At 66.0% G+C, this 19,220-nt stretch carries 17 protein-coding genes and 1 pseudogene; 6 read left to right on the top strand and 12 right to left on the bottom strand.

Annotation, left to right across the window (positions count from 1 at the left end; translation table 11 throughout):
• Nucleotides 1-6: 6 nt before the first annotated feature.
• Together QF038_RS05070 and QF038_RS05065 are read right to left on the bottom strand one after the other, a co-directional pair.
• On the bottom strand, nt 7-2,148 hold the full coding sequence (locus tag QF038_RS05070) for a DEAD/DEAH box helicase (protein WP_307609191.1): 2,142 nt from the start codon (nt 2,146-2,148) through the stop codon (nt 7-9).
• A gap of 406 nt (nt 2,149-2,554) precedes the next feature.
• Nucleotides 2,555-3,211, bottom strand: coding sequence for an MOSC domain-containing protein (locus tag QF038_RS05065; RefSeq protein WP_307609190.1), 657 nt, complete (start codon nt 3,209-3,211; stop codon nt 2,555-2,557).
• Between the two features lie 195 nt (nt 3,212-3,406).
• Between QF038_RS05065 and QF038_RS05060 the strand changes: the two genes are divergently transcribed.
• From QF038_RS05060 to QF038_RS05045, 4 genes are read left to right on the top strand one after another with little or no spacing between them, the layout of a single operon-like run.
• A complete protein-coding gene (locus QF038_RS05060; protein ID WP_307609189.1) occupies nt 3,407-4,060 on the top strand; it encodes a Tat pathway signal protein in 654 nt (217 codons plus the stop codon).
• A 2-nt stretch (nt 4,061-4,062) separates the two neighbouring features.
• On the top strand, nt 4,063-5,274 hold the full coding sequence (locus QF038_RS05055) for a glutathionylspermidine synthase family protein (protein WP_307609188.1): 1,212 nt from the start codon (nt 4,063-4,065) through the stop codon (nt 5,272-5,274).
• 31 nt (nt 5,275-5,305) lie between these two features.
• Nucleotides 5,306-6,811, top strand: a complete 1,506-nt coding sequence (locus tag QF038_RS05050; RefSeq protein WP_307609187.1) for an APC family permease — start codon at nt 5,306-5,308, stop codon at nt 6,809-6,811.
• Complete coding sequence (locus QF038_RS05045; RefSeq protein ID WP_307609186.1) at nt 6,808-7,986, top strand: acyl-CoA dehydrogenase family protein; 1,179 nt, start codon at nt 6,808-6,810, stop codon at nt 7,984-7,986. Before QF038_RS05050 ends, QF038_RS05045 begins: the two co-directional genes overlap by 4 nt.
• A gap of 82 nt (nt 7,987-8,068) precedes the next feature.
• On the opposite strand, the gene QF038_RS05040 is transcribed toward QF038_RS05045, so the two are convergent.
• From QF038_RS05040 to QF038_RS05010, 7 genes are all read right to left on the bottom strand, one after another.
• Nucleotides 8,069-8,866 carry an alpha/beta fold hydrolase gene (locus QF038_RS05040; protein WP_307609185.1) on the bottom strand — a complete coding sequence of 266 codons (798 nt, stop codon included), beginning with the start codon at nt 8,864-8,866 and terminating at the stop codon, nt 8,069-8,071.
• A 46-nt stretch (nt 8,867-8,912) separates the two neighbouring features.
• Entirely contained in the window at nt 8,913-9,683 is a 771-nt protein-coding gene (locus tag QF038_RS05035; protein WP_307609184.1) for an SDR family oxidoreductase, read from the bottom strand.
• 23 nt (nt 9,684-9,706) lie between these two features.
• On the bottom strand, nt 9,707-10,981 hold the full coding sequence (locus QF038_RS05030) for an MFS transporter (RefSeq protein ID WP_307613407.1): 1,275 nt from the start codon (nt 10,979-10,981) through the stop codon (nt 9,707-9,709).
• Nucleotides 10,982-11,106: 125 nt separating this feature from the next.
• Nucleotides 11,107-11,616, bottom strand: a complete 510-nt coding sequence (locus QF038_RS05025; RefSeq protein ID WP_307609183.1) for a helix-turn-helix domain-containing protein — start codon at nt 11,614-11,616, stop codon at nt 11,107-11,109.
• Between the two features lie 117 nt (nt 11,617-11,733).
• Complete coding sequence (locus QF038_RS05020; protein ID WP_307609182.1) at nt 11,734-12,897, bottom strand: cystathionine gamma-synthase; 1,164 nt, start codon at nt 12,895-12,897, stop codon at nt 11,734-11,736.
• A 37-nt stretch (nt 12,898-12,934) separates the two neighbouring features.
• On the bottom strand, nt 12,935-14,320 hold the full coding sequence (locus QF038_RS05015; RefSeq protein WP_307609181.1) for a cystathionine beta-synthase: 1,386 nt from the start codon (nt 14,318-14,320) through the stop codon (nt 12,935-12,937).
• A 41-nt stretch (nt 14,321-14,361) separates the two neighbouring features.
• On the bottom strand, nt 14,362-14,754 hold the full coding sequence (locus QF038_RS05010; RefSeq protein WP_307609180.1) for a VOC family protein: 393 nt from the start codon (nt 14,752-14,754) through the stop codon (nt 14,362-14,364).
• A gap of 140 nt (nt 14,755-14,894) precedes the next feature.
• Between QF038_RS05010 and QF038_RS05005 the strand changes: the two genes are divergently transcribed.
• Nucleotides 14,895-15,878: a DNA-3-methyladenine glycosylase gene (locus tag QF038_RS05005; RefSeq protein WP_307609179.1), complete on the top strand. Its 984-nt coding sequence runs from the start codon at nt 14,895-14,897 to the stop codon at nt 15,876-15,878.
• A gap of 13 nt (nt 15,879-15,891) precedes the next feature.
• On the opposite strand, the gene QF038_RS05000 is transcribed toward QF038_RS05005, so the two are convergent.
• Nucleotides 15,892-17,598: an AMP-binding protein gene (locus QF038_RS05000; protein WP_307609178.1), complete on the bottom strand. Its 1,707-nt coding sequence runs from the start codon at nt 17,596-17,598 to the stop codon at nt 15,892-15,894.
• Between the two features lie 114 nt (nt 17,599-17,712).
• On the opposite strand from QF038_RS05000, the gene QF038_RS04995 reads away from it, so the two are divergent.
• Nucleotides 17,713-17,991, top strand: a complete 279-nt coding sequence (locus QF038_RS04995) for a putative quinol monooxygenase (RefSeq protein ID WP_307609177.1) — start codon at nt 17,713-17,715, stop codon at nt 17,989-17,991.
• A 67-nt stretch (nt 17,992-18,058) separates the two neighbouring features.
• Here QF038_RS04995 and QF038_RS04990 read toward each other — a convergent pair whose 3' ends face one another.
• Nucleotides 18,059-18,475 (bottom strand): co-chaperone YbbN, encoded by a 417-nt coding sequence (locus tag QF038_RS04990; protein WP_307609176.1) that lies wholly within the window; start codon nt 18,473-18,475, stop codon nt 18,059-18,061.
• A 145-nt stretch (nt 18,476-18,620) separates the two neighbouring features.
• Nucleotides 18,621-19,167, bottom strand: a pseudogene (locus QF038_RS04985) (acyl-CoA thioesterase).
• Nucleotides 19,168-19,220: the final 53 nt, after the last annotated feature.

Genomic DNA, 19,220 nt, shown 5'->3' with positions numbered 1-19,220 from the left:
ACGGGTTTACCACTTGCCCTTGCGGTTGAAGTCGCGCTGGCCGCCCTCGTTGCCGTGGCGGGGCTTGCGGGAGCCGTCTCCATGGCCGCCGAAACGGGAGTCGCTGGCCTGGCCGCGGCTGGCACCGCTGTCGGCACCAAAGCTGCGCTCCGAACGCTCGCTGTACGAGCGGCCGCCGCGGTCCGCGGAGCCGCGCTCGCCGTCGTTCTTCCGGAATTCCTTCTTGAACCCGCCGCTGCCCTTGAAGTTGCCGCCCCGGTCACCGCCGCGGTTGCCCTGGTAGGCACTGCGGTCACCGGAAGGCTTGCGGCCGTTGTCCAGCTCGAGGTGGATCAGCTCGCCGCCAATCCGGGTGCGGGACAGGGCACGCAGCTGCTCTGGGCTGAGGTCCGCCGGCAACTCCACCAGGGAGTGGTCCGAGCGGATGTCGATGCCGCCGATCTGCGCGGAGGAGATGCCGCCCTCGTTGGCGATGGCGCCCACGATGGAACCGGGCATAACGCGCTGGCGGCGCCCCACGGCGATCCGGTAGGTGGCATTGCCCTCGGTGAGCGTACGGGTAGGCCCACGGGAACCGAAGCCGTCCTTGGAGCGCTCGCGCTTCTGGAACTCGGGAGCTGCCGGCAGTTCCTTGACCAGGAGCGGCTGGCCGCCCTGCGCCATAACCGCCAGGGCAGCAGCAATCTCCGCAGCGGGAACGTTGTGCTCTTCCTCGTAGGAGGCGATGAGGTCGCGGAACGGGGCGACGTCCTCGGAAGCCAGGGTCTCCGTGATGCGCTCGGCGAACTTGCCCAGGCGCAGCGTGTTCACGGTCTCGGCCGTCGGCAGGTGCATCTGCTCCACCGGCTGGCGGGTGGCCTTCTCAATGGAACGCAGCAGGTACTTCTCCCGCGGCGTCATAAAGAGGATGGCGTCACCCGAACGGCCTGCACGGCCGGTGCGGCCAATGCGGTGGACGTAGGACTCCGTGTCGTGCGGGATGTCGTAGTTGATCACGTGGCTGATGCGCTCCACGTCCAGGCCACGGGCGGCGACGTCGGTGGCCACGAGGATGTCGATGCGGCCTTCCTTCAGCGCGTCCACAGTGCGTTCACGCTGCTGCTGCGGAATGTCACCGTTGATCGCTGCAGCCTGGAAACCGCGGGACTTCAGCTTGTCAGCCAGGTCCTCGGTGGCCATCTTGGTGCGCACGAAGGCGATAACGCCGTCGAACTCTTCCACCTCGAGGATGCGGGTCATCGCGTCCAGCTTGTGCGGGCCCATGACCTGCAGGTACCGCTGGCGGGTGTTGGCACCGGTGGTGGTCTTGGACTTCACCGAGATCTCGGCCGGGTTGTTCAGGTACTGCTTGGACATCCGGCGGATCTGGCTCGGCATGGTGGCCGAGAACAGCGCAACCTGGCGATCAGACGGGGTCTGCTGGAAGATCTGCTCCACGTCTTCAGCGAAGCCCATGCGCAGCATCTCGTCGGCCTCGTCCAGCACCAGGTACTGGAGCTCGGACAGGTCCAGCGAACCCTTGGAGATGTGGTCGATCACGCGGCCGGGGGTACCAACAACCACCTGGGCGCCGCGTCGCAGGCCGGCCAGCTGCGGGCCGTAAGCGGAGCCGCCGTACACGGGCAGGACGGTGAAGTCATCGATGTGCTTGGCGTAGGAGGTGAAGGCCTCGGCCACCTGGAGCGCGAGCTCACGGGTGGGGGCCAGCACCAGGGCCTGCGTCTTGCGGGACGGGCCATTGAGATCGTGGAGTTCGGCCAGGCGGGACAGTGCCGGTACTGCGAATGCTGCAGTCTTACCGGTGCCGGTCTGGGCCAGGCCCACCACGTCGCGGCCTTCGAGCAGCAGCGGGATGGTGGCCGCCTGGATGGGCGAGGGCTTCTCGTAGCCAACATCCTGCAGGGCTGCCAGGACGCGGCCGTCGATGCCGAGATCGGCGAAGCGTACGCCGTCCTCTTCGGATTCCTCCGCCTTAGCGGCGGGAGCCTCGGCTGCCGGAGTTTCCACTGCGGAAGTTTCAGCTGCCGGAGCCTCGGCTGCGGGCTCAACAGGCTCTGCAGCGGGGATAGCGGCCTCGGTGAATTCGACGGCTGCGGTCTCGACGCCGGTGTTCCGGGCGTCGATGGTTTCGTTTTGATTTTCGGGCATAGGGAAGATATTCCTCATCCATAGGGGGCCAGGCGGCACTACCCGAGGTGAGCGGAGCCGCAGTACGTGTGCCGTGGATGCCGGGCAAACGTTGACCGGCCGGTCACAGAAGTCCGGCGCTTTCGCAATCCCGTGGCAGGACTTCGCGCTGCATCTCTTGGCTGCTATCCCAGCAGTCTGTACAGCGTTTTCTTTAGCCGGCTCTCCCTATGAAAATGCCCGCATCACAGTTGCGGGCCCCAACACTTGCCAGTCCTGCCTCAAAAATTGGGCAGGAATAAGGGATTTCCGGAGTGGGGGATGTTTCAAGTGTAAGGTACGCAGGTGCCGCAGCGGAAATTGAGTGTACGACGGCGGGCGGTGAGCTTGCGCACATGCCTCACCGTCCGGCCGCGGCGACGGGCGCCTACCGCGCCAGCTGCCGCTCCAATGCTTCGAATTTCTTCCTGAACTCGGGCTGCTGAAGGCGGATCTCGCCGTCGGCGTCGGCGTCCTTCAACGCCTCCATGGACTCAAGGTCCGGCTCGCTGAACCACTTGCCCACCGTAACCCCGTGCTTCGGAACGTACAGCTTGTGGATGTGGTCGCCCGCCCTAATGGTGCCCACCTTGATAACGCGAAGGTAGGCGCCCACGCGTCCTTCGCCAGTGAACCGCTTGACGAACTGCGGCTCCGCCATCCGCCGCTGGAACGTCGCGCAGGGCGTGCGCGGCGAGGTGACCTCAACCTCCACGTCCAGACCGATCTTCCAGAGTTCCCCTATGACAGCGTGGGTGGGATTGATCCCGTCCACACGGAGGTTCTCGCCGAAGATCCCGGGCGGGAGCTCGCGCTGCAGTTCCGCGGCCCAGTAGTCGGCGTCGGCCTGGGAGTAGGCGTAGATTGCCTGGTCTGGTCCGCCGTGATGGACGCGGTTGGCCTGGATGTCGCCCTGGAGGCCCAGCCTGTGCACCTTCACCGGCCCGTCCACCGCACGCTTGTCGATAGCCGTGACTCCCACGTTCGAAGAGTCCGGGACAAGCTGGTGGACACGGCAGACGGCAAGTACTGAGGCGGTTTCCATGGCACCAGTGTAGGGGTGCAGACGCCGGGTCCCTCCACCCAAGTGACCCGCATTTAACGCTGCGAAACGGGCGTTGCGACGTTAATTGCGAGCCGGTTGGGTCAGCCGGGGCCGCCAGGGATTACGCTGATTCGAGGATTGCAATTGGGGGTGCAGCGCTGTGCCCAATTCACGTGGACTACTGAGGGGGACGCCATGGACCCGAACAAAGATCCGGAGCACGAGCCGCAACGCCACGCCGGCAAAGGCGCGGACGGCGGCGGCGGTGCAGGTCCGGGCAAAGCGGCGGGCCAGCCGAGCGATGCTCCCGGCGAGGGCGCGCCCAAGCCTCCCCCCTGGCAGGTTCCCAAGCCTGAACTGCGTCCCGACCTCCTGAACCAGCCCGTCACCCCGGTGGACCCGTTCGCCCGGGACCGCGAAAAGCAGCTCAACGAGACCGCCGCACGGAAGAAGCGCTCCCAGCGGCGGACCGTGGTGGTGGGACTCGGCGTCACGGCACTGCTCGCCGGAACCCTCACGGCCGTCGTGGCCAGCAACCAGGACGACCCCGAATACGCGCAGGTCTGCTTCAACGACGAAACCGGCGAGCGCGTTGAGGACACCAACTGCAACAGCTCCGCAGGGAGGGGCGGCGGGATCTACGCCTGGTACTTCTTCTCCCGCGGCGCCTATGTCCCGTCCCTGGGGCAGAACCGCTCCACCTCGCCCAACTACACCAGGACGGTGCCCAGCGGCGCGAAGGCGTCCACGGGGTACAGCACCCAGGGCGGCACTGTGAGCCGGGGCGGATTCGGCACTACCGCGAAAAGCGGAACCAGTGGCGGCGGCGGCAAAGTCTCGGGGGGTTAGGCGTGAAGCGGAAGTTGTCCGAGCCCAGGCCCGGGTGGAAGCAAAGGATCGAGGAACAGGGCCTGGTGTTCTCCACCACCACCATGGACGACGGGCGGAAGATCGAGTACTGGAACGAGTCCGCGTACTACGAGTTCACCATGGACGAGGTGGAAGCCCTCGAGCTAACCGCCGAAGAGATGCACAAAATGTGCCTGGAGGCTGCGCGGTTCCTGGCCACCGGGGCCATGGGGGACATTGGGATCGGCCCGCAGGCCCTGGAACTGGCCGCGGCTTCCCTGCAGGCGGCGGATGTGGACGTCTACGGCCGGTTCGATTTCATCTACAACGGGCAGGGCGGCCCGGCCAAGATGCTCGAGTACAACGCCGACACTCCCACCGGACTGATTGAGGCCGCCGTCGCCCAATGGTTCTGGCTGCAGGACGTCTTCCCGGAAAAGGACCAGTGGAACGGCATCCACGAAGCGTTGATCCGGCAGTGGAAGAAGTTCCAATTCCGCACCGGCATGAGCACCCTGCACGTGGCGCATTCGGAAGTCGAGGAATCCGGGGAGGACTGGATGACCGCCGCCTACATGCGGGACGTCGCCAGCCAGGCCGGTTGGACCACCATCGGCATCAACATGTCCGATATCGGCTGGGACCCCAACCTGAACCGTTTTGTGGACCTGGACAACTTCATGATCAGCACCATCTTCAAGCTGTATCCGTGGGAGCTGATGATGAAGGAACCGTTCGGCCACCGCCTGCTCGAACGCGCCCACAACCCGCGCTGGGTGGAGCCGGCCTGGAAGATGCTGCTCTCCAACAAAGCACTCCTGGCCGCCCTGTGGCACCTCTACCCGGAGCATCCCAACCTGCTCCCGGCGTACCTGAACGAGCCCGGTCCCTTGAAGGAGTGGGTGGCCAAGCCCCTGCACGGCCGCGAAGGCGACAACATCCGGATCCACGCCCAGGGCATCAACCTTGAGCAGCCCGGCGGCTACGGCCGCGAAGGCTGGTGCTACCAGCAGTACCACCCCCTGCCGGACTTCGACGGCAACCATCCCGTCCTTGGCCTGTGGGTGGTGGACGGCGAATCCGTGGGCTGCGGCATCCGCGAATCGGACGGCCCGGTCACGGACTACTTCTGCAGGTTCGTGCCCAACACCATTGACGCTCCGGCCCCGCTCTCAGCCGCGGCCAATTCCAGCAAGGCAGGTATAGCACTATGAGCCCCCTGACATTTTCGAGCCCGGTGACGGCATGAGCACAGAGATTACGACGACGGGAGGCCCGGGCGGAGCGCACGGTGCCGGCGTCCCGGCCAAGGGACTCCGCGCCGGGATCCTGGACCTCGGCGACTCCGTCATGCTGGGCCTGGCCTCAACCGCCCCGGTCTACTCCCTCGCCGCAACCCTTGGACTGATCGTGGCGGTAAATGGGGACTACACTCCCCTGATCCTGCTCATCGGTTTTATCCCGGTCCTGTTCATCGCCTACGCCTTCCGGGAACTGAACAGCGCCATCCCGGATTGCGGCACCACGTTCACCTGGTCCCGGCGTGCCTTCGGGCCATGGGCAGGCTGGCTGGGCGGCTGGGGTGTTGCGCTCGCAGGCACCATCGTCCTGGCCAACCTTGCGCAGGTGGCAGGCCAGTACCTGTGGCTACTGGTGGGTGACGGTTCGCTGGCGGAAAACAAGGTACTGGTGACTGCCACGGGCGTGCTGTTCATTGCCGTGATGACGCTGGTGAATTACCGCGGCATCCGCCTGGGCGAGCACGTGCAGCGTGTCCTCACGTACGTGCAGTACATTTCGCTGGGCATTTTTGCCCTGGCCATCGTGGTGGGAATCATCAGGGGCTCAGCCAGCGGCGACACCACCATCCAGCCCTTCGATTTTGACTGGTTCAACCCAGTAGGCGCCTTCGCCGATCCCGGCGCCGTGGTGCACGGCGCCCTGCTGGCCCTCTTTATTTACTGGGGCTGGGACACGTGCCTGGCGGTCAACGAGGAAACCGAAAACCCCTCCACCACGCCCGGCCGCGGCGCCGTCATCTCGGCCTTCGTCCTGGTGGCCATCTATGTCTCGGTTGGGCTCCTGGTGATGATGTACGCCACGGTGGGCACGGAAGGGATCGGGCTCGGCAACGAGGCGAACCAGGACGATGTCTTCCTGGCCATGAAGGACGTGGTGCTGGGCCCGTGGGGCTGGCTGATCGTCGTCGCAGTCCTGGCCTCGGTCCTGTCCTCCACCCAGACCACCATCCTGCCCACCGCCCGCGGCACCCTGTCCATGGGCGTCCACGGCGCCCTGCCGGCAAAGTTCGGTGAAGTGCATCCAAAGAACCAGACACCCGGCTTCTCCACCCAGGTGATGGGCGGCGCCGCCATTGCCTACTACGTGGCCATGAGCTTCCTCAGCGAAAACCTGCTCTCGGACTCCATCAGCGCCATCAGCCTCTTTATCGCCTTCTACTACGCCCTCACCGGCTTCGCCTGCTTCTGGTTCTTCCGGAATACGCTCCGGCAGTCGGCGCGGAACCTGTGGTTCCGGGGCATCCTGCCGCTCGCGGGGGCGCTGCTGCTGACCGCTGCCTTCTTCGTCTCAGCCGTGCAGATGTGGGACCCGGCCTACGGCGATACCCGGATCTTCGGCGTCGGCGGTGCCTTTGTCAGCGGCGTGGTGCTCCTGGCTCTGGGCGTGGTCCTGGCGATCGTCTGCCGGTTCCTGCCCGCTACGCGCACCTACTTTGTGGGGAAACCGTGACACCTGACCCGTCGTCTGATGTCCTCGCCCTCGATTCCCTGCTGAGCGCGGACGAACTGGCCCTCCGGCAGAAGGTCCGGGACTTCACCGCCCAGCGGATCAGGCCGGACATCGCCCGCTGGTATGAGAATGCTGTCTTTCCCCTGGAGCTCGCACCGGAACTTGGTGAGCTCGGGGTGCTGGGGATGCACCTGCAGGGCTACGGCTGCCCTGGCCGTACCGCGGTCGAATACGGCCTGGCGGCGATGGAACTGGAAGCCGGAGACTCCGGAATCCGGACATTCGTTTCGGTGCAGGGTTCGCTGGCCATGACCGCCATCCACACGTGGGGCTCGGAGGACCAGAAGCAGGAGTGGCTCCCCCGGATGGCCGCCGGGGAGGTCATCGGCTGCTTTGCGCTGACCGAGCCCACCGCCGGTTCCGATCCGTCCTCCATGACCACCTTCGCCCGACGCGACGGCTCAGGTGACGACGCCGGCTGGGTGCTCAATGGCGCCAAGCGCTGGATCGGGCTCGCTTCGATAGCGGGGGTCATGGTGGTGTGGGCCATGACGGACGACGGCGTGCACGGCTTCCTGGTGCCGGCCGGAACGCCCGGCGTGACGGCCACGCCTATCGCGCAGAAGCTGTCCATGCGTGCGTCCATCCAGTGCGATGTGGTGTTCGACGACGTCCGGCTGGGTCCGGAGGCCCTGCTCCCGGCGGCGCGCGGCCTGCGAGGGCCGTTCACCTGCCTCAACGAAGCGCGGTACGGCATCGCCTGGGGCGCCATGGGTGCTGCCCGCGATTCCTACACTGCAGCACTGGCGTACTCGCAGGAGCGGCTCCAGTTCGGCAAGCCGCTGGCCGGCTACCAGCTGACACAGGAAAAGCTGGTGAACATGCTGGTGGAGATCCAGAAGGGCACGCTGCTGGCGCTGCACCTGGGCCGGCTCAAGGACGCCGGTGTGCTGCGGCCGGAGCAGATCTCGCTGGGCAAGCTGAACAACGTCCGCGAGGCCATTAAAGTAGCTCGCGAGGCCCGGTCCATCCTGGGCGGCAACGGGATAACCCTGGACTACCCGCCCCTGCGGCATGCGGCCAATCTGGAATCGGTGCGCACCTATGAGGGCACCGACGAAGTCCACACCCTGATCCTCGGCCAGCACATCACCGGCCTCGGCGCCTTCCGCTGACCCATGCATCCCAACTAGGTAGCGCTAACTGTCGCTCTGGAGCGCCAAACCGACACTTAGCGCTACTTAGTTGGGTGGGGTTTCAGGCGAGACCATGCAGGAAGCGCCGGACCTCGGCATTAAACGGATCCGGGGCTTCGGCAAACACCAGATGCCCGGCGCCGGGAATCACCGTCAGCACTGCCCCAGGAATCTGCCGGTGCAGCTCATGCGCCACCGGCAGCGGTGAGCGCTGGTCTTCCTCGCCGTAGATCAGGAGCGTGGGAACAGTAATCGTGGGCAGGACGTGGCGGTAGTCCGCCCGTCCGCTCGCGCTGAGCAATGCCTGCAGGCTTGCCGGGCGGACATCGAGCATAATGGCTGCAATTTCGGCCACTACTGCAGGGTCGGCGCCGGGCGTGAACAGTGTGGGCAGCCACTCGTGCACGAACTTTCCCGGCGGCTCGCCGATTTCTGCCTCCACCATGGCAATCCGCCGTTCCACTTCCTCCGGCGGCAGCGACCCTGCCCAGCCGGCATACGCCGACACCAGCAGCAACGATGCAGGGACGTCCGGGTACCCCTTGTATAACTCCAGCGCCACCATTGAGCCCCAGGACAGGCCCAGGATATGCGGCTTTCCATTGCCGCGGACGGCCTGCTCCACGAAGCCGGCAGCGAGCAGGCCCAGGTCCCGGGCCGAAAGATCCGGTGCAGGATCATCGGACTGGCCGCATCCGGGAGCGTCCCAGGCGATTACCGTGAAGTCCCGGGAGAGGTCCTCCAGCTGCTGACGCCAAATCCTGCTGTCCTCGCCCGCGCCATGGAAGAGGACCAGCGGCGGCCCGCTGCCCACCCGCTGGTAGGCAATCCTGAGTCCGGCTACCTCAACGGCGTCCATATGCGCGATTGTAGGACTGCGGAGGCCTGTTGCCTACGCAAAGATGTCAGGCCGAGAAGCCACCGTCGGCTTTGATCAGTTGGCCAGATACCCAGCGGCCGGCCGGTGAGAGCAGGAATGCCACAGTACCGGCCACGTCCGCGGGGGTGCCCAGCCGGCCGGTGGGCTGCTGAGCCGTCACTGCTGTACGGACCTCGTCGTCCATCCAGCCTGTGTCCACGGGCCCTGGGTTCAGGACGTTGGCGGAGATGCCCAGTGGGCCCAGCTCCCGCGCGGCGGCAATCACGATCCTGTCCAGGGCCCCTTTCGACGCGCCGTAGGGAAGGTTGAACGCTGTGTGGTCACTGGTCAGCGCAACGATCGCGCCGCCGTCGTCCGTCACGTGCCGGGCGAAGGCGGCAATCAGCTGCCAGCTCGCACGCGTATTAACGGCAAAGTGGCGCTCGAAGGATTCCAGGCTGGTGTCCAGGATTCCCGAATCAACGGACTCGGCGTGGCTGAGCACCAGGCCCTGCAGCGGGCCGGCCAGGCGGACGGCTTCTCCCAGCAACTGCTCCGCGGCGGCCGGGTCCTCCAGATCCGCCGGCAGGGTATGCACCTGGGCACCGATCGCCTCCAGCTCGGCGGTCAGGCGTACGACGTCGTCCGGCTCGCTCCCCCACGGCATCCGGGCATCGTACTCCTGCCAGTAAGCCAGAACCAGGTCCCAGCCTTCGGCCGCCAGCTGCCGGGCGATCCCGGCACCAATGGAGGCAAGGCGGCCAGCACCCGTGATCAAGGCAGTGTTGCGGACGGCGCCTGGCAAAAGGGGTTCCATGGCACCAGCCTAATGGCGTGGTGTTAAGCCACGGGGACCGGCTCTTCCCGCGGGGCGGCATGCTTGCGGATCGTGGCGCTGATGACCGCGGCGATGGTGCACATCGCCGCCGCGCCGAACCAGGCGTAGGTGTACTGGCCGGTGGAGTCCCGGATCACGCCGGCGGCCAGGGCAGCGGCAGCAGCCCCGAGCTGATGGGCCGCAAACACCCAGCCGAACACCACGCTGCCGTCTGCGCCGAACGTTTCCCGGCAGATGGCCGCGGTGGGCGGCACGGTGGCCACCCAGTCCAGGCCGTAGATCACCACGAACACGATCATGCTGGGCTGCACTTCGGCGCTCAGGAGCAGGGGCAGCACCAGCAGGCCGATGCCCCGGAACTGGTAGTAGACAGCCAGCAGGATGCGGGGGTTGAACCGGTCGGTCAGCCAGCCCGAGGCGATGGTGCCCACAATATCGAAGATCCCGACGACGGCGAGCAGCCCAGCAGCGGTGGTTTCAGGCATGCCATGATCATGGGCGGAGGGGATGAAGTGGGTGCCGATCAGCCCGTTGGTAGTGGCACCGCAAATCGCGAAGCCCGCCACCAGGGCCCAGAAGGTGCGGACCTTGCTGGCCCGCTTCAGCACCTGCAGGGTGCGCACGGCGGCGTTGACGCGGGGACCGCTGTCCACGGGAACTGCCTGGAGGGTGCCGGCATCCGGCTGTTCCGCACCGTACGGCAGCGCCCCGGCGTCGGCCGGCGAGTTCTTGAGGAACTTCAGCACCAGCGGAACCACCGCCAGGGCCCCTGCCGCGATGAGCAGCGACGCCTGCCGCCAGCCAGGATCCTGCGCCAGCGCGGCGATAAACGGGAGGAAGACCAGCTGGCCGGCGGCGCTTCCTGCGGTGAGGATGCCGATCACCAGCCCCCGGTTTTTGACGAACCAGGTGTTGGCGATCGTGGCGGCGAACACCAGCGCCATGGACCCGGTCCCCAGCCCGATCAGCAGGCCCCACGTCAGCAGGATCTGCCACGACTGGTTCACCAGCACGGTCAGTGCGCTGCCGGCACCGACCAGCACCAGCGCCGTTGCCGTCACGGCCCGGATGCCTAAGCGCTCCATGAGCGCTGCGGCGAACGGCGCAGTGAGCCCGAAAAGGACCAGGTTGATGCTGACGGCAGCAGAAAGCACCGTGGTGGACCAGCCGAACTCCTGCTGCAGGGGCACCATCAGCACCCCCGGAGCAGCCCGGAAACCGGCCGCTCCCACCAGCGCGAGGAAGGCGACGGCGGCAACGATCCATGCGGGGTGCAGGCGCCGGCGCCGCTGCGGACTTTCCGGCGGACGGACGACGGCGGAAGCCGCACCGTCAGTTCCGTCGCCAAGGAGCGGGTTGGCTGCCGGTGCTGTGGTGCTTCCGTGGGTGGGTTTGTCGTCGCTCACGCGGCTGTTTCCTTCGGGGATGCGGCGGTGGCAAGTTCCACCGGCGATGGTGTCCTGGCCTGGCTGTGCCAGCTGGTGTTGGTCGCCGTCAGGCGGTCACCGCAGTGGATGCAGGTATCGGCGGAACTGGTGCGCTGGCCGCAGTCGCGGTGAATGACGTACAGGTGGGCCTGTTCGGAGGGGGCGGGCAAGTGCTTCTCCGACCAGATGGTGACGGCATTCAGCACCGGGAGGGCGTCTTCACCCTTCTCCGTGAGGACGTACTCGCTCCTGGTGCGGCCGCCGTCGTCGTACGGCCGCTTGGTCAGCAGCCCGGACTCCACGAGGCCGGCCAGGCGTTTGGTGAGCACGGAGTCGGCCACCTCCAGCCGGGATTTCATCGCATCGAAACGGCCGTTCCCGAAAAACACTTCCCGGAGGACCAGGATGGTCCAGGGATCGCCAAGGATATCCAGGCCGCGGGCCATGCTGCAGGTGCGCCGGGACCAGTCAGATCGAAGTGCCATACGGGCACACTAGCTGACTTTCTTGAAGAAAGCCAGACCGGCGCCGAGATGGCACTTCGCAGCAATCTCTGCCGGAAACATTGCCGCGAAGTGAAATCTCGCGGGGTAGGACCCGAACTAGGGGATGGAGGAGAACGCCTGCTCCAGGTCCGCCACCAGGTCCTCCACGTCCTCGATGCCGCAGGACAGCCGGAGCAGGTTCACCGGGACAGCGAGCTCGGTGCCCTTGACCGAGGCGTGGGTCATTTCCGACGGGTAGTTCATCAGCGACTCGATGCCGCCCAGCGACTCGGCCAGGGTGAACACCCTGGTTGATTCGGCCACCTTCCGGGCAGCCGCTTCGCCGCCCTTGAACTGCACCGACACCATGCCGCCGAAGCTGCGCATCTGCTTCTTCGCGAGCTCGTGGCCGGGGTGGGACGGCAGCCCCGGATACAGGACAGCCTCCACTTCGGGTCGCTCCAGCAGCCACTCCGCCACGGCTTGGCCGTTGAGGCTGTGCCGGTCCATCCGCACGCCCAGCGTCTTCAGACCGCGGGTGGTGAGAAATGCGTCCATGGGACCTGAAACAGCACCCACGGCGAACTGCACAAAGCCGATCTTCTCGGCGAGTTCGGCGTCCTTGACCACCACGGCGCCGCCCACTACGTCCGAATGCCCGCCAATGTATTTAGTAGTGGAGTGGACCACCACATCGGCACCCAGGGCGAGCGGAGTCTGCAGGTAGGGCGACGCGAAGGTGTTGTCGACGACGAGGAGGGCGCCGGCGTCGTGCGCTATCTCTGCGAGCGCGGCGATGTCCGTGATCTTCATCAGCGGGTTGGACGGCGTCTCCACCCACACGAAGCGGGTTTTGTTGGCGGCAACGGCCTGCCGGACGGCGTCGAGGTTGGCCATGTCCACCGGAGTGTTGCCGATCCCCCAGCCGCCCAGCACACGGCTGATGAGCCGGTAGGTCCCGCCGTAGGCGTCGTTGCCCAGCACGATGTGGTCACCCGGCCGGGTCAGGGCGCGGATGAGTGAATCCTCGGCCGCCAACCCTGAACTGAAGCTGTAGGCGTGCGTGCCACCCTCCAAAGCCGCGAGCTGTTCCTGCAACGCGTCCCTGGTGGGGTTGCCGCCGCGGCCGTACTCGTAGCCGTCGCGGAGCCCACCGATGCCGTCCTGGGCGTAGGTCGAGCTGAAGTGCAGCGGCGGAACCACGGCGCCGGTGCGCGGCTCGAAGGGCTGGCCGGCGTGGACGGCGCGGGTGTTGAAACCTTGGTTTTCCGGGAGGGACATGGTGCTCCTTATTGGGCGAGCAGGTCGGAGGTGCAGGTCAGTTGCTGAGGTAGGCCAGAAGGTCGTGCCGGGTGAGGATGCCCACCGGTGCACCAACGAACGTGACCATCACCGTATCCACGTCCGAGAGCAGTTCCCTGGCCGCCGAGATGGTCTCCAGTGAACCGATGACGGGCAGTTTGGGGCCCATGTGCTCGGCGATCTTGTCCGTCAGCTTCGCCTCGCCGCGGAACAGCTTGGCCGTGAGGCTGCGCTCATCCACCGCGCCCAGCACCTCGCCCATGACCACGGGTGGCTCCTGGGACAGGACCGGGATGTGGCTGACACCGAACTCGTTCATGATGTTGATGACATCGCGGACGGATTCGTTGGGGTGGATGTGCACCAGGTCCGGCAGTTCGCCGTTCTTGGACTTGATCACCTCACCTACCGAGGTTTCTTCACCGCCGGAGAGGAAACCGTAGGAGCGCATCCACTGGTCGTTGAAGATTTTGGCCAGGTAGCCGCGTCCGGAGTCGGGAAGGATCACGACGACGACGGCGCTCTCCGGCAGGTCCCGCGCCGCCTGCAGCGCGGCTACTACAGCCATGCCCGAGGAGCCACCCACCAGCAGGCCTTCCTCGCGGGCGAGGCGGCGGGTCATCGCAAACGAGTCAGCGTCGCTGACGGCGATCACCTGGTCCGGGACGGACTTGTCGTAGTTCGCCGGCCACATGTCCTCCCCCACGCCTTCGACGAAGTAGGGGCGTCCGGTGCCTCCTGAGTAGACCGAACCTTCGGGGTCGGCGCCGATGATCCGGACCAGTCCGCCGTCGGACTCCAGCCTGCCGGCCGAAACCTCCTTGAGGTACCGGCCGGTGCCGGTGATGGTGCCGCCGGTGCCGGCACCGATCACGCAATGGGTGACCTTGCCGTCAGTATCGCGCCAGATTTCCGGGCCCGTGGTCTCATAGTGGCTGCCCGGCGCAGCCGGGTTGGAGAACTGGTCCGGCTTGTACGCGCCGGGCGTTTCGCGCACCAGCCGGTCCGAGACGCCGTAGTAGCTCTGCGGGCTGTCCGGCGGAACGGCTGTAGGCGTCACCACTACTTCCGCGCCGTAGGCCTGCAGGACGGCCCGTTTGTCCTCGCCCACCTTGTCCGGAACCACAAAGATGCACTTGTAGCCCTTCTGCTGGGCAACGAGAGCCAGGCCCACGCCCGTATTGCCGGAGGTGGGTTCGATGATGGTGCCGCCGGGCTGCAGCTTGCCGTCCCGCTCGGCGTCCTCGATCATTTTGGCCGCGATGCGGTCCTTGATGGATCCGCCCGGGTTCACGTACTCCAGTTTGACCAGGACGGTGGCTTTGATGCCCTCCGTCACATGGTTGAGCTTGATGAGCGGGGTATTGCCGATGAGGTCCAGGACGGACTGGGCGTACTTCATGAGTACAAAGCTACCGCTTTCGCTGGCGCCTGCCCCGTCAGTCAGCTTCCTGCCGAGGAATCTGTCTGCCAGAGGCCCATGATGTTGCCTTCGGTGTCCTTGAAGTAGGCGTAGTAACCCATGCCGGGAACGGCGTCCTTGGCCTGGGCCACCGAACCGCCGGCAGATTCCACCTGCGCCAGGGCAGCGTCCATGTCCTCCACATCGATAGTGATGATGGGCGTCCTGAGGTTGTCCGTGCGCGGGAACAGGGCACCGTTGATGGCACCGGGCGCGCTGGGCATCCCTGTTTGTTCATCCGATGGCGTGGTGATGGCGATGGTGTAGTCCATTCCCTGCATGGGGCTCAGGTTCCAACCAAATGCGCTTTGGTAAAAGCCGTTGGCGCGTTCCTTGTCGTCGGCGGGGATCTCGAAATGCACAACTCCAGCCACTGCATGCTCCTTTGGATGCGAAGTGAAGGCGCGGACGCCCCGCGCCACACCTGGGAGTCTAGTCCTTAGCACTCCGCAGATTAAGGCCCGGATGGAACCCCGGCGGGCGCATTGTCCGCCTGCCATGGGACGATGAATGTATGACCATTGCAGAGGCACCCGCGCGGCTGGCAGCCGCCGCGGATGCGTCTCTCCGCTGGTATCCGGGTGGTCCGTATGACCTTGCCCGGACCCTGGGCCCGCTCCTGCGCGGCAACAGTGATCCGTCCTTCAGTGCCCAGGGCGGCGTCATCTGGCATGCCTTTACGACGCCGGACGGGCCGGCCACCGTGCGCCTCAGCCCCGCCGGCAGCGTGGATCTGGAGTTCCGGGTGGACGTCCAGGCATGGGGCCCGGGCGCAGGCGCGGCGATCAGCGCGGCGCCCCGGCTCCTGGGCGTGGATGATGACTGGCAGGAGTTTGACGAGCCGGCGTTCCACGCCACGCTCCCCCGCATGGTCCGGGAGGCGCGGCGGCGGAGCCTGGCCCTCCGGCTTCCCTCCACCGGGCGGATGGTCGACCAGCTCGTGCCGATCATCCTGGAGCAGAAAGTGACCGTGATCGAGGCCCGGCGGGCCTACCGTTACCTGGTGCACCGCTACGGCTCCCCCGCACCGCAGGCAGGCTTGCTGGCTCCCCCGGGACTGATGCTGCCGCCCACCGCCGCACAATGGGCTCAGATCCCCAGCTGGGAGTGGCACAAGGCGGGTGTGGGACCACAGCGTTCAGCGACGGTCATGCGGGCGCTGCGTTCCGCCGTCGCGCTTGAACGGCTGGCAGCACTGCCGGCGCTGGAGGCGGCAGCGAAGATGCAGACCATTCCGGGCATCGGCATCTGGACGGCGGCGGAGGTGGTGCAGCGGACGCATGGCTGCCCGGACTCCATCTCAGTGGGCGACTACCACCTGGCGGCGTACGTCGGCGCAGCGCTGACGGGCCGGCGGACGGACGACGCCGGCATGCTCCGGCTGCTGGCCCCCTGGCAGGGGCACCGGCAGCGGGTGGTGCGGATGATCCAAAGCACAGGCTTCCGGAAACCCACCTTCGGCCCGCGGATGACCATCCAGGACCACCGCCGGCACTGACCCCGCCTTGGAGTTAGAGGCCCAGCCGGGCCACGGCTTCCTCGCGCATCTCCACCTTGCGGATCTTGCCGGAAACCGTCATCGGGAAACTTTCCCGAACATCGACGTAGCGGGGAATCTTGAAGTGCGCCAGCTTCCCGTGGCAGAACTCGGCAAGGGCGGAGGCGTCCAGCGGTTCAGCACCGGGCTTGAGGATGATGCACGCCATCAGTTCCTCCCCGTACTTGGCATCCGGAACCCCGATGACCTGCACGTCCTGGATGGACGGGTGGGTGTAAAGGAACTCCTCGATTTCGCGCGGATAGATGTTCTCGCCGCCCCGGATCACCATGTCCTTGATGCGGCCTTCCACCACCACGTAGCCGTCGTCGTCCATGCGGGCCAGGTCACCGGTGTGTATCCAGCCGTCGGCGTCGATGGCCTCGGCGGTCTTGTCCGGCTGGTTCCAGTAGCCCTCCATCACGGCGTAGCCCCGGGTGCACAGTTCGCCGATCTCTCCGCGTTCCAGGACCTCACCCGAACCCGGATCAACGATCTTGCTTTCCAGGTGCGGCATGGTCCGGCCCACGGTTTCCGTCCGGTGCTGCAGGGTGTCCCCCTTCCGGGTCATCGTGGACACCGGGGAGGTCTCCGTCATCCCGTAACAGATGGCCACGTCCAGCATGTTCATCTCCGAAATCACCCGGTTCATCACCTCGATGGGGCACAGCGAACCGGCCATCACGCCGGTCCGAAGCGTGGAAAGGTCATAGGAGGCGAAGTCCGGCAGGGCGAGTTCGGCGATGAACATGGTGGGCACCCCGTACAGCGAGGTGCCGCCGAAGTCCTGCACCGCTTCCAGCGCCGCGGCCGGGTTGAAGCCCCTGCCCGGGATGATGGTGGCAGCACCATGGCTCAGGGCGTTCAGGTTGCCGATCACCATACCGAAGCAGTGATAAAACGGCACCGGAATGACCACCCGGTCGTGCTCCGTGTAGCCCAGCAGCTCCCCGATCGAGTAGCCGTTGTTCAGGATGTTGTGGTGCGTCAGCGTGGCGCCCTTGGGAAAGCCCGTGGTCCCCGAGGTGTACTGCAGGTTGATCGGATCGTGCGGGCTTAGTTCAGCCATGCGCGCCTTCAGTGCGGCATGCCCGACGTCGTCCGCCCGCCGAAGCAGCTCAGCGTACGTCAGCTCCGCGGCACTGAGCGGGACGGCGCCGTCGGACCCGTCCCCGCCGGTCTCCTCCCAGCTGGACCCTTTCCCGCCGGGCACGGGAAGGAAGACGAGTTCACGCAGGTCCGGGCACTCTGCGAGCGCATGGCGGGCCATCCCCACATAGTCGCTGTTCCGGTCCGAGGGCGCGGCGACCAGCATCCGCATCCCGTTCTGCTTCAGCACGAACTCCAGCTCGTGGCTCCGGTAGGCGGGATTGACGTTCACCAGGATGGCACCCACCTTGGCCGTTGCATACTGCAGCAGCGTCCACTCGGCGCAGTTCGGACTCCAGATCCCCACCCGCTCCCCTTTGGCGACGCCCAGGGCGAGCAATGCGCGCGCCAGCCGGTCGACGTCGTCGTTCATCTTGGTATAGCTCCACCGCCTCGCGTCCGCACCGGGCACCGGAGCCGCCTCGATCAGTGCGTCGTGGAGCGGGAACCTGGCCACCATCTTTTCGAAGTTTCCGCCGATGGTCTCCTCGAGCAACGGGACGTCAGTGTCCCCGGCTGTGTAAGCGCGCATGAGGGCACGCTACCAAGCGGCCCCGGGCAATCAAAGGATTGAAGCGGTGCAACAGTCGGATGGCTCGCGTAAACAGGAGCGGGGCTGCAGCCAGTGGCCGGTATTGTGAAATCCATGAGTTCTCCCATTGACCTGCAGGCAACGTTCATCCCCAACGACGGCGAGTTTTACCGTGTAAAGCTGGCCCTGGAAATCGCCATTGACGAGGTGGTGAACGAACCCGGCTGCATCCGTTACGAGCTGACCGAAGCCACCGAGGACAAGCTGGTCCTGACTGAACAGTGGGCGTCCGAGGAGGATCTGGCCAAGCACTCCAAGGGCGTCGCCGTCCAGGACCTGAACGAGTCCCTGAGCGCGCTGCTGGCCGAGCCCGTCAAGCTGGAACGCCTCTAAGACCCACCGGTTAACCGAAAGCGGCGCCCTCCTGATGGAGGGCGCCGCTTCGAAGTTTAAGAAAGAGTCAGGCCTCGGGGATCTGTGTGCCGTCCTGCCGGCCGGGAGCAGCGGCGGCTGCTTCTTCGCGCTGGCGTGCCACGTGGGCGTGGACCTCGTCCATGTCCAGGGCCTTGACGGCGTCCACAACCTGTTCCAGCTGCTGGGAGTTCAGCGCGCCGGGCTGTGAGAACACCAGCACCTTTTCGCGGAATGCCATCAGGGTGGGAATGGACGAGATGCCTGCCTCGGCGGCAAGCTGCTGCTCGGCCTCTGTGTCCACCTTGGTGAAGAGGACATCCGGGTGCTTCTCGGAGACGGCGGAGTACGTGGGGCCGAACTGTTTGCAGGGGCCGCACCATTCTGCCCAGAAATCCACCAGGACAATGTCATTGCCTTCGATGGTCGATGCGAACTGTTCACCAGTGATGTCAACGGTAGCCATCTTTTAACCGTACGCGTGCGCGGCCGGGATGTCTTGGCCGGGGCAGTTTGTTCGCTCCCCGCGTCATCGGGAATAACCTTTGCCATTCCCCAAATCGAGCCGCGCCGTGGGTTGCTGGCGCGGGCTTATTTCTTGGACCGGAGCTCTAGGCCCAGGCGTGCGGCGCCGGGGTCCGGCTCCCGGGCAACGCGCTGGAGGCCCGCCACTCATGGACCCATTCGGGGAGAACCAGGTCTGCGGGGGGGCTCGCCGAACTCGCGCAGGATGTCGTCCTGGCTAACGGGCCGGCCCTGGTGGACCAGGCGGGTGGTGATGTAGGCGCGGCCATAAATCTCGCCGTCGGCCACCATACGCTGCTCAAAGTAGATGGCCTTCGCGTCCAGCCCGATGATCCTGGTTTCGATGGTGTAGTGCTGCCACAGTTGCAGGGACTTGCGGAACGAGATGGTTTCCGCGGACACCACAGGGCCCCATCCCCGGCGCCGCATCCGCTTCCAGACGCCGGAACGGACCATGAGGTCGAACCGGCCAAGGTCCATCAGGGACAAGTACATCCCGTTGTTGACGTGCATGGCGATGTCGATGTCCGTGGGCAGCACCCGCAGCGGCAGCGACGAGTGGTCCCAGACGGTCAGCGGCGGCCGGCGGGACGAGGTTATGAGCAGCAGGAGGGTTCTCAACAACAGGTGCATGCCTCCATGTTACCTGCGAGTAACATCCGGTCTACCGGTGCCGGTGAAGCTCA

It is taken from the genome of Pseudarthrobacter sp. W1I19, assembly GCF_030817835.1.
Lineage (GTDB): Bacteria > Actinomycetota > Actinomycetes > Actinomycetales > Micrococcaceae > Arthrobacter.
Note: the sequence above shows the minus strand (reverse complement) of the source record. Positions and strands in the feature narration are given on the sequence as shown.

Bases quoted from the DNA above. Each gene is read 5' to 3' on its own strand.
- QF038_RS05000 (WP_307609178.1), bottom strand. From the start codon at position 17,598: ATGCGCGCTTACACAGCCGGGGACACTGACGTCCCGTTGCTCGAGGAG.
- QF038_RS05050 (WP_307609187.1), top strand. From the start codon at position 5,306: ATGAGCACAGAGATTACGACGACGGGAGGCCCGGGCGGAGCGCACGGT.
- QF038_RS05005 (WP_307609179.1), top strand. From the start codon at position 14,895: ATGACCATTGCAGAGGCACCCGCGCGGCTGGCAGCCGCCGCGGATGCG.
- QF038_RS05060 (WP_307609189.1), top strand. From the start codon at position 3,407: ATGGACCCGAACAAAGATCCGGAGCACGAGCCGCAACGCCACGCCGGC.
- QF038_RS05035 (WP_307609184.1), bottom strand. From the start codon at position 9,683: ATGGAACCCCTTTTGCCAGGCGCCGTCCGCAACACTGCCTTGATCACG.
- QF038_RS05025 (WP_307609183.1), bottom strand. From the start codon at position 11,616: ATGGCACTTCGATCTGACTGGTCCCGGCGCACCTGCAGCATGGCCCGC.
- QF038_RS05065 (WP_307609190.1), bottom strand. From the start codon at position 3,211: ATGGAAACCGCCTCAGTACTTGCCGTCTGCCGTGTCCACCAGCTTGTC.
- QF038_RS04995 (WP_307609177.1), top strand. From the start codon at position 17,713: ATGAGTTCTCCCATTGACCTGCAGGCAACGTTCATCCCCAACGACGGC.
- QF038_RS05015 (WP_307609181.1), bottom strand. From the start codon at position 14,320: ATGAAGTACGCCCAGTCCGTCCTGGACCTCATCGGCAATACCCCGCTC.
- QF038_RS04990 (WP_307609176.1), bottom strand. From the start codon at position 18,475: ATGGCTACCGTTGACATCACTGGTGAACAGTTCGCATCGACCATCGAA.
- QF038_RS05040 (WP_307609185.1), bottom strand. From the start codon at position 8,866: ATGGACGCCGTTGAGGTAGCCGGACTCAGGATTGCCTACCAGCGGGTG.
- QF038_RS05020 (WP_307609182.1), bottom strand. From the start codon at position 12,897: ATGTCCCTCCCGGAAAACCAAGGTTTCAACACCCGCGCCGTCCACGCC.
- QF038_RS05070 (WP_307609191.1), bottom strand. From the start codon at position 2,148: ATGCCCGAAAATCAAAACGAAACCATCGACGCCCGGAACACCGGCGTC.